The 15,050-nt window shown below is 36.7% G+C and carries 10 protein-coding genes; 4 read left to right on the top strand and 6 right to left on the bottom strand.

What is annotated here, in order from left to right; genetic code table 11:
- Positions 1–316: 316 nt before the first annotated feature.
- From QP953_RS19820 to QP953_RS19800, 5 genes are all read right to left on the bottom strand, one after another.
- Positions 317–1,261, bottom strand: a complete 945-nt coding sequence (locus QP953_RS19820; protein WP_052593466.1) for a zinc ribbon domain-containing protein — start codon at positions 1,259–1,261, stop codon at positions 317–319.
- 167 nt (positions 1,262–1,428) lie between these two features.
- Positions 1,429–1,953 carry a hypothetical protein gene (locus QP953_RS19815; protein WP_052593467.1) on the bottom strand — a complete coding sequence of 175 codons (525 nt, stop codon included), beginning with the start codon at positions 1,951–1,953 and terminating at the stop codon, positions 1,429–1,431.
- 29 nt (positions 1,954–1,982) lie between these two features.
- The gene (locus tag QP953_RS19810) at positions 1,983–2,606 is read right to left on the bottom strand and encodes a hypothetical protein (protein WP_052593469.1); all 624 of its coding nucleotides are present in this window, start codon (positions 2,604–2,606) and stop codon (positions 1,983–1,985) included.
- Positions 2,607–2,798: 192 nt separating this feature from the next.
- A complete protein-coding gene (locus tag QP953_RS19805; protein ID WP_231512758.1) occupies positions 2,799–3,311 on the bottom strand; it encodes an asparaginase domain-containing protein in 513 nt (170 codons plus the stop codon).
- Between the two features lie 88 nt (positions 3,312–3,399).
- On the bottom strand, positions 3,400–4,767 hold the full coding sequence (locus QP953_RS19800; RefSeq protein ID WP_052593536.1) for a short-chain fatty acid transporter: 1,368 nt from the start codon (positions 4,765–4,767) through the stop codon (positions 3,400–3,402).
- Positions 4,768–5,263: 496 nt separating this feature from the next.
- On the opposite strand from QP953_RS19800, the gene QP953_RS19795 reads away from it, so the two are divergent.
- Complete coding sequence (locus QP953_RS19795) at positions 5,264–5,623, top strand: DUF4377 domain-containing protein (protein WP_309552552.1); 360 nt, start codon at positions 5,264–5,266, stop codon at positions 5,621–5,623.
- A 121-nt stretch (positions 5,624–5,744) separates the two neighbouring features.
- Here the strand turns inward: QP953_RS19795 and QP953_RS19790 are convergent, their stop codons facing one another.
- Complete coding sequence (locus tag QP953_RS19790; protein WP_309552550.1) at positions 5,745–6,830, bottom strand: branched-chain amino acid aminotransferase; 1,086 nt, start codon at positions 6,828–6,830, stop codon at positions 5,745–5,747.
- Between the two features lie 640 nt (positions 6,831–7,470).
- Between QP953_RS19790 and QP953_RS19785 the strand changes: the two genes are divergently transcribed.
- From QP953_RS19785 to QP953_RS19775, 3 genes are read left to right on the top strand one after another with little or no spacing between them, the layout of a single operon-like run.
- Complete coding sequence (locus tag QP953_RS19785) at positions 7,471–8,013, top strand: OmpH family outer membrane protein (protein WP_081909454.1); 543 nt, start codon at positions 7,471–7,473, stop codon at positions 8,011–8,013.
- The gene (locus QP953_RS19780) at positions 8,006–8,632 is read left to right on the top strand and encodes a hypothetical protein (protein WP_309552548.1); all 627 of its coding nucleotides are present in this window, start codon (positions 8,006–8,008) and stop codon (positions 8,630–8,632) included. Before QP953_RS19785 ends, QP953_RS19780 begins: the two co-directional genes overlap by 8 nt.
- 34 nt (positions 8,633–8,666) lie before the next feature.
- Positions 8,667–15,047 carry a hypothetical protein gene (locus tag QP953_RS19775; protein ID WP_309552546.1) on the top strand — a complete coding sequence of 2,127 codons (6,381 nt, stop codon included), beginning with the start codon at positions 8,667–8,669 and terminating at the stop codon, positions 15,045–15,047.
- Positions 15,048–15,050 lie beyond the last annotated feature (3 nt).

Here is a 15,050-nt window from a genome sequence, read left to right as displayed (position 1 = left end):
GGATTTTAGCTTAGTAAGATTCGCAAACATGACAGAGTGTACAGAATATCAGACAATAGGACTAAAAAAACGGACGAAACGTATTCTTTTACAAAAAAGTTCCTTTGACACCTCTTTTAATTTTTTATAAAAAAACTTTCTTTTTCTTGAAAGAATTTTTAAAATTTTAATATTTGAAACAAACGTCAATAACCAATCAATAGCTAAGTTAAGAGACCTCACAGAAGGAAGCATACAATTAGTAGACCAATTTTAAAAAGACTGAAAAAAAGTAGAAAAAATAGGAGGATGGGCTAAGTAAAACGGGCTAAAAGATTTAATAGGAGAGGGTGCGCAATCGTGTTAGTAAACGATATATTTTATAATTGATACTAGGGTTGATATTTAAGTAAATATCGTTAATCTCCACTCGATCTTTATAATAATTTAACTTTTGAATATCCAAATATTCAATTCGAGCTGATTTTTGAAAATAAGCTTTCCAGTAAATTGCCTTAGCCGTTAAAATACACCCCTCTTTGCCTGAACGAAGTAATGTGTGATCAATAAAAGCATACGGAATTTCCCCCGCTTCAGGACTAAAAAATGTTGAGCGAGCATTTTTAAGTTTTTTTAGAGGAATATCAATGGCATTACTATAAGCGATCAGTGCTTCTTCATCTAGGTACAAATAGGCATTGACCATTCTGTGCAAGTTAGTTGTTAGAAAGCTAGCTTCCTGATAATGCAGAATTTGTTTAGAAAGTTGGTGGGGCAGCAAGGGGTTGCAATATTCAATAAAGAAACGTTCCAACAATGCAGCAAATTGTTTTTCTACTTCGTGTTCAATTACCTTGAAGGCACTAATTCCTCGTTCCTCAAATATGTCTTCAAACTCTTGTGTCATTAGAATGGTTGCTTCTTCCAAATAATTTTGCTTGAAAGTGCTTTTTTCAAAAGTCTGGAGAAAAAGTGCTTCTTTTTCAGTGTTGTTTTCAGCTTCTAATGCCAAACTAATTGACACCCTAAATGCTTCTGAGAGTTGTGTTGGTAATGTTGGAATGTCGTTAAAATCTAAGCCATAAACAGGTGAGATATTAGGCTTAGGAGTATATTGAATGTTGATTGGCGTACCACATCTAGAACAAAACCTAGCACCTTTGGGATTAAGGTTGTTGCAGGCAAAACAAACAACACCATCTCCGTCTGCTTGTTTGCCACAATTATGACAAAATAAAGCATTAGGAAGCAGGGTAGTATTGCAACTTAGGCAGTTTTTCATAGTGTTAATCTAATCCAATGTTGAGGTCAAGCAAAATGTAAGTACTAAAAATACTTGTTTTCTTGAAAAAATGGAATTTTTTAGAAAATACTTATTCCAGATAGCCACGAAATGTAAAAGCCAAAGCCTGACTAGTGTTTGTGGTGGCAGAATAAATAGTAGTAGTATTATGGCATTTGATGGAGTGCTTGTTCCAACTCCTCTACACGTTTTTTTAGATGCAAGTCTTTGATAGGAAGGTTTTTGAGTTGTACCAGTTGCTCTCTTGATCTATTCCATTCTTTTCTCTCAAAAGCTACTCTAGCCAAATTATAAAGTAAAATGCCTTTCTCTTTGGTGTGCAAATAGCCTAACTCTAGGGCTGTGTTTGAATGCGTTGCGGCAGCATCTACATCTTGATGATGAGAAGCAATTAATGCATTGGCAAAGTGATAATAGGCTTGATACCTAGGGCTTAGCCAATTAGGACGCTTGATGGAATTAATTAATTGTTCTGCCTGAGGTATGTTGCCTTTGCGTAAGGCAACCAAAATTCCTAACATAGGACCATGCCTAAAATGCCCCATCAAGAGAATAAAGGCAGTTGCCCAAAAAGCAAAAATTACATAGCTCCCTAGTTGCGCAAAGGGAGCTATAATACCGCAAATCAAAAACAGTACAATCAGTACCAATCTAAGTTTAGGAGAAATCATTGTTGCTAAGTTCGAATAGAATCAAAAAATTACCTTCTTTTATTACGTCCACGACGCATATAACTTTGATTCATCATAGAGCGTTGTGCTTTCTTTCCCATCATTTTTTTCTGTTCTGCATGCTTGCCTTGTAGCATCAAGCCAACCTCTTGTATGTTTTGTTTTACCAATTCTTGCGTAATATTCAGCTTCTTAGCTTTTTGGTACAACTCTTTTACTTTCATTCGGTTGTTTCTGCTACCATAGATGTTGATTAGTTGCAAATAAATCATTGCCTTAAAATCATCTTGCAAATCTAAGCCTAAAGCTATATTAGAAAGACGTTCTGCTTCTTTAAAATCTTTTCTTTGGAATGCCAAGGTACTTTTAATCCAGTAGTACATTCCGTGATAAGTAAATCGCAACCAGCTTGGTTTGAAAGTATAGCTTAACAATTTTTCTGCTCCATCAAAGTCTTGTTGTTGCATTTTCATTGCTGCGGCATTGACCGTACCAATAAGCAAGTGTTTGGCAACCAAAATAATTACAATAAGAATAGGCAACCAAGATCCTGCAAAACCAGCCCAACTATGCAATCCTACAATTGCAATCAAAGAAACAATGAAGAGAATAAATTGGCGTTCTATGGTAAAAAATCGTAAAAAATTAATCATTGTATAGTATTGTATTATATATTCGTAAGTGTCAGGTAGAGTATCTTTCTAAATTCTAAAAGCAACTTGTAGAAGCACTTATTCAATTGTTGGAAGACAAAATTTAGATGAACTCCAAAATAATTATCGCAAAGATAATGAAAAATATGAAGACTAAAGTACTTCTATCAAATCATACCCAATAAAAGTCGCTTATTCTACGGCTTTAGTATGAACAAAATAACCCGTTTCTCTATTTTTGCGAACATCGTCCCAATTAAAACACTCTCCGTGCATGGCGATATAAATGCCAGGAGGCATACATTGAGCAAAAGCTAGGGCAGCCCCTAAATTGAAAAAACCATCCGAAGACATTCCAAATTTATAAGGAATCATAGCGCCCAATAAAACGATGGTTTTTCCTTCAATGCCAGCTTCAGCTAAGTACTTGGCTGTTTCTACCATAGTGTCGGTTCCATGCGTGATAATAATGTGTTCAAAATTACAACGTTTGCAATTTTGGGCAATAATGGATCGATCATCTTCCGTCATTTCTAAGCTATCAATCATCATCAACGTTCGAACGGTAATGTCTAGAGTAGAACGACCTCTTTCAAAAATTTCTGGTAAATGAGTGTCTTTGAAATAAAGTTCTCCTTTGATCATGTTGTATTCTTTGTCAAAAGTGCCGCCTGTTACTAAGGCTAGAATTTTCTTTTTCATCATAATTGTTGTTAATCGTCCGCTAAATATTTGACAACCATGTTGAGCCAAAATATTTGTAGAGGACTCTTGTATTGTGTGAATGTTAAAATTAGAACAAAATTAAAATTGAACAGAATATAACGACTCCTATTAGTAATAAAAATACCGTGTAAGGAAGAATTTCTTTTGCTTTTAAACCTGTAATGCCCAACAGTGGAAGCGCCCAAAAAGGCTGTAACATATTGGTAATCTGATCGCCATAACAAAGCGCCATAATACTTTTTTCAATTGGAACATGCAATTGTTGAGAAGCTTCGATTAGGATGGGACCCTGTACCAGCCATTGCCCACCACCGCTTGGAACGAATATGTTTACTAGTCCTGCCGAAAAAAATGTAAAAATGGGGAAGGTAGTTGTGGTAGAAACTTCGGTAAATGCGTTTGAAAAAACATCTACCAAACCAGAACCAATCATAATGCCCATGATACCTGCATAAAAAGGAAATTGAATCATAATACCCGCAGAACCTCCAATGCCTTCACTTACCGCTTGATTGAATTTGAAAAAACTACCATGCAATAAAATGGCAAACCCAAATAACATAAAAATAATATAGTTGGGGTTGATAAAACTAAAACTCCAGTCAAATCCTTGTCCTTGTGTTAATGGGGCAATTAGAACTTTATAAAAACCAATAAAAACGATAATCAGCCCTAAAGCAGTAGAAAGAATGGGAGAATAGTCTAGCCGTTCTGCGCCAGTAAGTGAAGTTTCATTAGTTGATGTCGAAGATGAAGATGTTTCAGTTAGGTGTAGAGGTGTACTTTTAACCCGTTTCCCCATCCAATACATAGCTAAAGGAAGAATGGTAAGCAATAGAATCATACATACCAAGTTCATTGTCGAAAAGATGGTATCGCTAAAAGGAATTAATCCAATTTGTGCAACGAATTTGTGACCTTCTTCGGCAACTTTTAGAGGGGCTGAACCAGATAAACCGCCATGCCAGACCATTAAACCCGCATAACCTGCTGCCCCAATAAGTGGATAGTTAATGGAAATATTATGTTGAGAGGCGTGTTCGCCTACTTTTCGGGCAAAGATAGCTCCTAAAATGAGGGCTAATCCCCAATTCAAAAAAGCGACTAAAATACTGATAAAAGTTACAATAAAAGCTGCTCGTGCGGTTGTCGTACAATGCCTAACTAAGCTATTAATCAGTTTGTTGGCAGGGCGTGTTAATGCTAATACGTGTCCCAATACCAAAATTAGCATCATTTGCATCGCAAATTTTAAGAAATCAAAAAAGCCTGCTTCCCAATAAAAAAGAATTTCAAGTAGATGCCATTGGTTGGTTTTTGATTCTGTTAATAACAAGGCTAAAATAACCGTGAAGGCGGTTAATAGAATTGCTATTGTAAATGGAGAAGGTAAAACACGTTGTGCGGTACGAACAAATTTGTCTGCAAAACTCATAACTCTATTACTTTTAAAGTATTTTGGCATGCTTTCAAAGAAGCTTTTTTGTGCTGCAAAAGTCACTATTTTAAGTCATTTTTTATAAAAAAGAGGAAACAGTTTTATAAAAAATCTTGTTAGCCTCAATTTAGATTTAGGACTCAGTTGCTACTGTAAATGTTAAAATACAATCCCTCGCTTGCCTAAACTAAGTTCGTTTCGTTTTTCCAGCAATAGGAGTGAGATACCAAAACACTGGTTTTAATAGTCTCTGATTAACATTACTCCGTTGAAAAATCGTATTAGTTTGATTATCAGCAAGATATACTTTTGCTGGCTTTTATGCTAAAAGACTGATAATCAAACTAATGCAAGATGCTTTTTTACGTTTTTACTTCGTGAGCCTACGGGTTCGTAGAAAAACTAAAAAACTAAGCTTGCGCCCTCATGACCAGAGGGAATAATCAACGGAGTATTAATTAATAGAATTTATAAAAAATAAAAAAATTAGATTATGAGCATGAAGCAAATGCCTATGTATGTGTTGATGTTATGGAGTATACTTTTGATGTCTTGCCAAAAAACGTCTGAGAATTTTAATAATGAAATTCCTGAAGGAACTAACTTTAGAGTAAATTATTACACAGAAGATTGTGTGGGAGAGGCGGTTCAAACCTGTTTATTAGTTCAACAAGGAAGCTTGATTGGTAGTAACAATTGGGAATATTTTTACAGTGAAATAGATGGATTTACCTACGAAGAGGGGTATGTTTATAATCTTAATGTAAAACAAACGGCTATTGCTAATCCACCCATGGATGGTTCTAGTATAACGTACACCTTGGTAGAGGTATTGTCGAAAGAAGAACGATAATAAAAAATGTCTTAGCAGCTCTAGGTTGCTAAGACATTGCTTTGAAAGTACTTAGAAATTGGCTTTATTTATTTTAGACAATTTCTTGACTTATTTCGTATACTCTTTGGATAACAGATATTTATACTTTTTCTAAAATAGTAGAAACAGCAGGAGTTACCCAATCGTGGTTTTCTTCAACTGTATTTTCTTTGATATCTGTTAGTTTTTCTTTGATCATTGGACCAATCTTGCGATCTTCTATAGCTGGCAAGTCATAAACAACATCTTGATAAGAAATATCAGCAACATGAGAAACAACAGCAGCTGTTCCACTACCAAACATTTCTTTTAGTTCGCCAGCTTTATGTGCTTCAATCAATTCATCAATGCTAATAGGACGAACTTCTACTTTGATGCCCATTTCTTTTAACAAAGTAATGATGCTATCACGAGTTACTCCATCTAGAATTGAATCTGTTGTAGGAGGAGTTAATACTGTATCACCAATTACAGCAAAGATGTTCATCGTACCACATTCTTGCAAGTATTTAAACTCTAATCCATCTAACCATAAAATTTGATCAAAACCTTCTTCTTTAGCAATTTCAGCAGGTTTAAGTGTAGCGGCATAGTTACCAGCTGCTTTAGCAAAACCAACTCCACCAGGAAATGCACGAACATATTTTTGAGCAACTAAGATACGTACAGGTTTTGGATAGTAAGGCCCTACAGGACCTGTGAAAACAATAAACTTATAGTTTGTTGAAGCACGTACCCCTAGCGATTCATCTGAAGCAAAAATAAATGGACGAATGTACAAGGCACTACCAGCAGATTGAGGAATCCAATTTTTGTCAATAACTGTCAAAGAATTAACTGCCTCTAAGAATAATTCTTCAGGAACAGCAGGCATTCTCAAACGTTCGCTTGATTTGTTGAAACGCTGTGCGTGTTTTTTGGCGCGAAATAAAACAGGTTCGCCTGTTTGAGTGCTAATATTAGCTTTCATTCCTTCAAATACCGACTGCCCATAGTGCAAAGCCATCATGGAAGGGGCAAAGGAGATATCACCATAAGGAACAAGTTGACAATTTTGCCACTCGCCATCTATATAATCGGCCACAAACATGTGATCAGAGAATGTTTTGCCAAAGGGGAGGTTTTCAATATCCAAGCCTTCTCTTCTAGACTTTTCGACCAACTGCACTTTTACTGGGTATTTCATAAGATACTAATATTATGTATTATAAAATATATATTCACACAAAATGAAAAGTGTTAACTAATATTATGTATATAGTTTTATCTCATTTTGATTTTCTTTCAAAAATACTAAAAATTTTGCATTATTCAAAATAACAAAATTTTTGTTTATGAATAAGGTAAAGTTGTTCTGTTATTTAGAATAAAATTTTGTAGATGCTTTGAATTGATGCAAAAGAATTATATTTTGTTATAAATAAACAAAGTGGAATTATATTCGGTTCTGAGAGTTGCGTTTTTTTTATAAAAAAAATGATTTTGCAATGGAGCTTTAACAAGCTTATGCGGGATTGTTTATTGGTTTAGGTGTTTAAAAATGGGCGTTATAGGCGGAGAAATGATAAAGTTCTTTGGGAATAATTTTTGTCAACTTTGTAACTTAGTAATTCTCCATTAAGCCTCCAAGTTAGATCGTTTTTTATAAAAAGTCCTTTTTTGAAAAAACGTTCGTTAACTGAAATATACATTTCATTGGTTGAAAATTACATTTCGTCAAGTCTCCTCTACCTTTCAAATTTTACCTTTGAATTAAAAGTATAATTGGGGTATCTTTGTGATAAGATTTAAATAAACTCAATTTAATAAAACCAAATTTATAACTCATGAAATTATCCACAGTATTGCAAATACTATTTGCAATAACTATAACATCATGGATGTTATGGTTAACTATTGGAAGTGCAACTCAACCTAAAGTTGCCTATGTTCACTCAGAATATCTTTTTGAAAAGTATCTAGGAACAATAGAATCATACAAGACATTAGAAGCCAAAAATCAACAATGGGGGACTAATTTGGATTCTCTATCCAAATCTTACCGAGCAACATTTGCTAGTTACGAGACCAAGCAAGAAGCACTAGACGAAAAAGAAAAAGAGGCACTAGGGTACAAACTCCGTCAACAAGAAGCCGCCTTTAATAATTATCATCAATCGGTAGAAAAGATGAAATTAGAGGAAGACCAAAAATTGACGCAAGCGGTCATTAAACAGATGGATGCTTATTTAAAAGAGTATGCTCTAGAGAATGGTTACGATCTGATTATTGGAGCAGGAGGGACGAGTAGCTTGGTCTATGGAGGTGAAAATTATGATGTAACTGAAAGTGCTTTAACCTTCATAAATAAAAAATATCGTGGTGAATAAACAACTAGGTGCCATGGCATTGCTATTTGTGACGTGTTGTCTTTTGGGATGCCATCAGTCCATCAATAACCTAAAGGAGTACTATCAGTATCTCAATACACCAAGTAATGGTTTGATAAAATTGAAAAGTATCGGTTCGATGGCATTTAGTATGAAATATTTGCCTTCAGATCTATATGTGTATAAGACCATGATGGATTCTCCTAATCTATCAATAGACAGTCTAAAAAAGGAATACGACTCTAGTCTTAATTTTATCCTCAAGATAGCGCCTTCCGAAGAATCAGATGCTCAATTTGATGTAATGACAGAGACAGTTAGCTCTCTGGCTGAATTTCAGGAACAAACGCTTACGGTCAACTTTGGACTACAAAAATTTATTTACTTAAAGCTTGGCGACCAAAAAATTAAACCTGTTTTAGTAGAGGCAGAAAATGTCTATGGTTTGACCAAACACCGTTTGATCAATATTGTTTTTGCCAAGGATGAATTCGAGGAACTTTGGAACCGTGAAGACAAAATTGATTTGGTCTTTAACGATGAGATTTATAATACAGGGAAACATCATTTTCTTTTTGATAAAAGTGATTTTCTGAGCATACCTCAATTAGAATATTAAATAGAATTAAACCAAATACCTAATCAACTAAATTATGATCCAGCAAACAAGAGCTTTCAAACAGAAAGTTGCTTTCACCCTTGTCTTGTTCATGGTTTTTGAAGTTACTTATCCTACGGCGGCATTAGCACTAACAGGAGGACCTCAACAACCTGAATTTGAGAAATTTACTCCCGTAGCAACAACCGATATGGTCAATTCACTGACGGGTGATTTTCAATACAACCTACCCGTACTCAATATTCCTGGAGCGGACGGGGGAGGTTATGCGCTTTCTTTGTCTTATAATGCCAACCCTTCCATGGATTCCGAAGCATCGTGGGTTGGCGCTAATTGGACACTAAACCCTGGGGCTTTGATACGAAGCAAAAGCGGCTTGCCAGACGATTACAAAGGAAAAGTTAAAGAGTATAATGTCATTAAACCAAGTTTTTCGTTCTCTCGTACCCAAGGAGGTTCGGTAAATGTTGGTTTTGGTGAAGACAACTCAAATAACATAGGGGTGTCTTCAAACATAACCCATACTTGGAATAATTATTCTGGTTATGGAGATTCTAAATACATTGGTCTTTCAACCAATATTCCTATCGACTTGTCGGTAGGAGTTACCTTTGGAGGAAGGGACGCTACTTTTTCGGCGAATGTAACAATTGGACCCAAGCTAGAAGCCTTTACAAAACAAGCTAAAGACAACTTAAAAGATGTTAAAGGAGCTGGTGCTTGGGGAAAAAGAACCTTATTGAATATAGCCGAATCCAATGAATTAAGATTGAATGTGGGAACATCTGGTCAATTCGGAATTTTTGGACAAGTGAATAGTTCTGTTGCGGCTTCCGTAAAGCCTCATCGAGCAATGAGTTATACTTTTGGAGGTACGGCACAGGCACTTCTAGGACCCGTTACGGCTGCTTATAATAGAAGCGAAACAGCCACCTTGCAGGTCAATAAACCAGTAGTCGATTATCATGCCTATGGGTATATGTATAACCCTAATCATGGTACGCATGATTATCATGCTCGACAAGCGACACCAGAACACGTTATGAGTGATTATGGAATAGAAAAAAATTCTAATTTCTCTGCTCGTGATAATATCATAGGGATTGTTCATAATAATGCTGATCAATTTAATGCGATTGGTGAGGGTATTTCAGGTTCTTATAGAATGCATCACAAAAAAGTGGGGCATTATTATTCAGATTGGGCTGCTGACGGTCGATCTAGAAATGTTTCTGTCGTTCCTAATATTACAGGTGGTGCTGGTTTTGTGTTGTCTGAAGGAGCAACAGGAGTTGGTTTTAAGATTGGTGCTAATTTCCAGTTTGAAAATAGAACAAAAACAGAGTCAAGAATGTGGTTGGTTCGCCCCAATTCTTGGGGAATGGGAACGAATGTGGATGCTAAGCAATTTGAAGACCCAAGTGCTCCAACCGAATTGCCCTTTTTTAAGGCTAAGAATGATGTTGGGGGAGCTTTGCTTTATGTACATCCAGATCGATTGGATGATGCCGTGAGGGAGTATCGTGGTGGTTTTATGGGTACGATAGCAACTTCTGATAATTATGGTAATCCTGTGGTTGATGGTGATTTAATTTCGTTTGAGCGACCACATGTGAGTCAGTTTATTGAGGATTCAAAGCATGCTGGTAGCGATTATTACAAAGGCGGTTCAGGAAATATGGAATACGTTTTGAATTCGGACTTAGCAGGAACGCATCCTAGTTATGATGACATTAGCCCAACAAAGGCCTTTGATAAACATCAACGAGTTTTACAATACTTAGATTCTGATCCATTTACCAACACCGCACCAGTTTTAGGAAATGGTTCTGTCGCCAATTCAGAATTATCAGAGCATATTGCCCAAATAAAAGTTTGGAACCCAAACGGGGTTAAATACACCTATGGATTACCTGTTTATGTTCGAGATGAAGCCAATTTTACTTATGGAATCGACTTAAATGCTTCGTCTATTGGGAATGAATATGGTTGCTCTGCGCAAAGACCTACCAAGCTAGAGAATAACAATATTGTGTATCCAATGGTGAGCGAAGGTTCGACAGGAGACTCAGAAAGAAATCTTAAAATCAAGCAGGGGCAACAATTAGAAGAATGGTATGCCAACTCCTACTTGATGACTCAAATTACAACGCCTGATTATGTTGATTTGACAGGGGATGGGGCAACAGAAGATGACTTTGGAGGATATACTCGTTTTGATTATCGACGTTGGGTTAAAAATAAAGATCATAGTGGAGACCATATGAACAATTGGTACCGATTTAGAGCACCTTATACAGGATTGAAATACAATCCTGGAGAGCATGCCAAGAAGAGTGATGACATTGGTTCGGTGTCGCATGGTTATCGAGAAATGTATTATTTAAACGGAATAGAGACAAAGTCTCATGTGGCTATCTTTATTACCAACAAATCAGATGGTTTAGAAGATTTTAAGCAGTTTGGGATTGAAAGTGCCGATTTTAATGGTTCTGGCGATACTCGTAATGATGGTTTAGGACAAGTTATGGAAACACCGAATACTGAACCACTGGGGTTTGGTCCTTCAGATGTGAACCGTTCTAGTGTGCCTAGCTATGGTTGTTATCCTGGTGCTAACTATACCAGAAATGGTTATGCCTTGAATAGCAAAGATGCCAAAGACCTTTTTCAAGATGTAGAAAAATTAGAAAAAATTGTTCTTTTTGCTAAGAGTGATTTGACAAAACCATTGGTGACTACTTGTTTGGAGTACGATTACTCAGCATGGGAGAATATTCCTAACAATAGCCAAACACAAGCTTGTAACCCAGGGAATGGTAGCAACAAAGGGAAATTAACCCTTAAAAAAGTTTGGTTTGAATATGAGGGCGTCAGAAAACATAAAGTAAGCCCTTATGAATTTGAATACGAATATGCTAAGGTGAAAGGAAGCAATCCATCTATTGCTCAGGAGGTTTTAAATCGTTATCCAGCGATTTTTGATCCTGCGCAAGGAGGAGACTGGCCAACAGCAGGCGCGACAAGTTTGGCGGAAACACCTTATTATAACCAACATGCAATCGACAGATGGGGAAATTTAGCTTATGATGGCGAACAACGTCGATTTGACTATAAACATTGGCTCTATCAAGGAGTTTATGACAATACACAGGGCTATGATCCCGCTGCTTGGATGTTGAAGCAAATAAAATTGCCTTCTGGTGGTGAGATTCATATTCAATACGAAGAAAAAACGTACCAAAAAGTACAAGACAAACAGGCTTTGGCAATGGTGAGTTTGTTAGATGGTATTTCTGTAGATGATAGCAACGATGGAACCAAGAATAAATTCTATTTGAATTTGAAAGATTTAGGGATAGAGGGCAATACCCCTAAGAAGGAAGAATTGGTGCGATTGATCAAAGATTTGTACATGCAAGATTCGGATCCTTTGTCTGTCGATTATGGCTTTAAATTAAAAACCAAAGCAGGGAAAAAGGACGATCGAATTTATTTCAAGTTTAAATATGAGTTGGAAGAAGGCTCGGCAGAAGAATATATTTCAGGTTATGGAGTTGTTAGAGAAGTTGGGATTGATAATAACAACGATAAAGTATACTTGTCGATAGGAAATGCTTTGGACAAACCTAATTTTGTAGATCGAAAGGATATACCTCGTCAGTTGTGTTACGACCACATTACAGCGAATAATTATGGCAACTATGATTTTGATTATGCTGGTGCAGCCTATGACTTTTTACCTTCAGAAGCCAATTCTCATTCAAGATATGATAATTTTAAAGCAGAGGTAGAGGGGACTGGTAATCCTATTTATACTTATGGTAATCATGTAGATGATGCTGGGTTTACGTCCATGCAAACGGACTTTACAACAAAAGAGTATCCCGACTATGCAGCCAATAGCACCTGTAAATCGATTAACTATGCCCATTCATTTATAAGAGTTCCTATGGTTACACCTAAAAGAGGCGGAGGGGTTCGTGTTAAACGAGTGTTGATGTACGATGATGGGATGGAATCGGGCGATGCTCAGTTGTTTGGAATGGAGTACGACTATGTGAAGGAAGATGGTACTTGTAGCGGTGTTGCAACGAATGAACCTGGTGAAGGGAGAGAGGAAAATGCCTTGATTTATTATGAAAAGCGCAAAGATACCAATCCTTTCCTCAAGATATTTGCAGGCGAAGATCGCAAAGAGGGTGAAATGCCTTATGGTGAGTTTTTGTTGCCTCCGCCATCTGTCAATTATAGTAGGGTGGTTGTGTCTAGTATTTACAAAGGGACTCAACAAAACGAAGGATTTTCGGTAAAAGAGTATTTTACAATGGAAGATTATCCGACCAATATGCGTTTTGATGACCCTAAATTTGGAATTTTGGAAGGCTTTAAGAGCGTTCAAAAAACAGAATTGGGAAGTGGTTTTCCTTCTATTGAAGATGTTCGTTTGAATTATCGTAGAGAATCCTTTTTGCCACTAAGTTTGGGCTTGTTTAATTACAATAGACATTTCCGTTGGATGACCCAAGCTTTTATGTTCATTCAGACGAATATGAATGGAAAGGTTAAATCAGAACAAACTTATGCAGGGGTTTATAATCGGGATTATTTTGCAAACCCTACAGCAGCTACGGATACAGATATTAGTTTGACTTCTAAGACGACTTATGAGTACATTGAACCAGGTGAAAAAGCAAAAATTTTAACACACAATGGTTCAAGCTATGAGTTGCAAGAACAGCACTTAGGAGTAGAAGACGATGTGACGATGGCCGCCCAAGCTGTTTATGAAGAATCCTTTAGTTCGGGCATGAATTTGAGTTTTTTAATTGCTTATTTTGGTGGAATCAGTGTTTCTCCTAGTCTTGGATTAAATTTCTCCTTTGGAGAACGAGGGATGGCAAGGCATATGACAACTCGAATCTTAAGTTTCCCCTCTGTGCTAAAGTCGATAACGACTGAAATGAACAAATCCATTTCTAAAGTGGAACATTTGGCTTATTCTGATTTGACGGGAACACCAATTTTGACCAAAACTACGGATGGCTACGATCGAAATGTAGTTGTAGGACCAACGGGCGTTCAAGAGCACGATGGCTCAATTTACAAATGGAATATCCCTGCTGCTTGGTTTTATAATGAGATGGGGAAAAAATCAGTTGATCCGAATAATACAAACCAGTTAATGGCGACTGTTGGGTCGGTAACATCTTATGGTGCTGATGGAAATCCTATTGCCTCGAATATTAATACTTGGGCAACTAATCCTGCAGGTGTTCTATCTGCTTCCGCAGTAACTTTGAGCAAAACGGATGCAAATGCAGCCAAGTGGTTCGATGAAACGCCAGGAAGTCAAGATCCTTTGATTCTAGAATATGCTCCAAGTGCTAGCAACCCGCATTTAGTTGCCGAGCAATTAAATAAGTTGTATCGAGTGTTTGAAACTTATGTTTATGATCCAACCACAGGGGCTTCTTCAGCCAATGACAATGGAACAAACAACTGGGGGCAAGCGAATCAAAAAACATATAAGAGTGGTATCAACGACCATTTTACAATGTTTGACTGGACGGGATCAAACCCTGATTGGACTGCTGTTACAAGAGTTAACAAATATTCGCCCAATGGTTATTCTTTAGAGGAGTTGGACTTGATTGCAGAGGTGCCAAGTGCAGCGAAGTATGGCTATAAGAAGTACCTAAGTACCGCCATTGCTCAAAATGCCACTTATAATACGATAGGTTTTGAAAGCTTTGAAGATGAAAAGTTTGCTAATGCGACAACGCCTCATCCAAGCTTAGTTAATGGTGGTCATGCAGGAAAATATGCCCTAACGTTAACCAATACTCCCATTACTATTATTGATAATTTAAAGGTAAATAATAGAGTGACAAATCCTGATTTAGGGAATGGGTTAATGGTCAGACTTTGGGCTAGAAACGAACTAGTGGGGAGTGCCAATAGAATTAAATTTTCAGGAGCGAAACACATCGATGTTAAATTGACTAGTGGTGGCACTACGTTTTCTCCCAATGCAGGGGAAAAAGTTATTGCTCAAGTAGGAGAATGGTTGTTGTTAGAATATGTATTTGAACCAGCCAACTTATCGGCTTCGAATAATATTTACGAGCTAAAAATGAATGTAACAGGTTCTGATGCGAATGGCAATACATTGACGACATTGACAATTGATGATGTTAGAATTCAACCCATTAATTCGGAAATGACGACCCATGTTTATGATAACAAGTCCTTTAAGTTAATTGCTACTTTTGGTTCAGAACATTTTGGTGCTTTTTATCAATACAATGGCGAAGGAGATTTGATTAGAACTTTAATCGAAACAGAAAGAGGAATGAAAACAATTCAAGAAAATCAAGGAAATAGTCCTTTGACACATCAACCTCTTAAGTAGAAA

This window comes from Aureispira sp. CCB-E (genome assembly GCF_031326345.1).
GTDB lineage: Bacteria > Bacteroidota > Bacteroidia > Chitinophagales > Saprospiraceae > Aureispira.
Note: the sequence above shows the minus strand (reverse complement) of the source record. Positions and strands in the feature narration are given on the sequence as shown.

What these genes read in the sequence shown, in the direction of transcription:
- QP953_RS19820 (WP_052593466.1), bottom strand. Translation starts at nt 1,261, where the DNA reads ATGAAAAACTGCCTAAGTTGCAATACTACCCTGCTTCCTAATGCTTTA.
- QP953_RS19815 (WP_052593467.1), bottom strand. Translation starts at nt 1,953, where the DNA reads ATGATTTCTCCTAAACTTAGATTGGTACTGATTGTACTGTTTTTGATT.
- QP953_RS19810 (WP_052593469.1), bottom strand. Translation starts at nt 2,606, where the DNA reads ATGATTAATTTTTTACGATTTTTTACCATAGAACGCCAATTTATTCTC.
- QP953_RS19805 (WP_231512758.1), bottom strand. Translation starts at nt 3,311, where the DNA reads ATGATGAAAAAGAAAATTCTAGCCTTAGTAACAGGCGGCACTTTTGAC.
- QP953_RS19800 (WP_052593536.1), bottom strand. Translation starts at nt 4,767, where the DNA reads ATGAGTTTTGCAGACAAATTTGTTCGTACCGCACAACGTGTTTTACCT.
- QP953_RS19795 (WP_309552552.1), top strand. Translation starts at nt 5,264, where the DNA reads ATGAGCATGAAGCAAATGCCTATGTATGTGTTGATGTTATGGAGTATA.
- QP953_RS19790 (WP_309552550.1), bottom strand. Translation starts at nt 6,830, where the DNA reads ATGAAATACCCAGTAAAAGTGCAGTTGGTCGAAAAGTCTAGAAGAGAA.
- QP953_RS19785 (WP_081909454.1), top strand. Translation starts at nt 7,471, where the DNA reads ATGAAATTATCCACAGTATTGCAAATACTATTTGCAATAACTATAACA.
- QP953_RS19775 (WP_309552546.1), top strand. Translation starts at nt 8,667, where the DNA reads ATGATCCAGCAAACAAGAGCTTTCAAACAGAAAGTTGCTTTCACCCTT.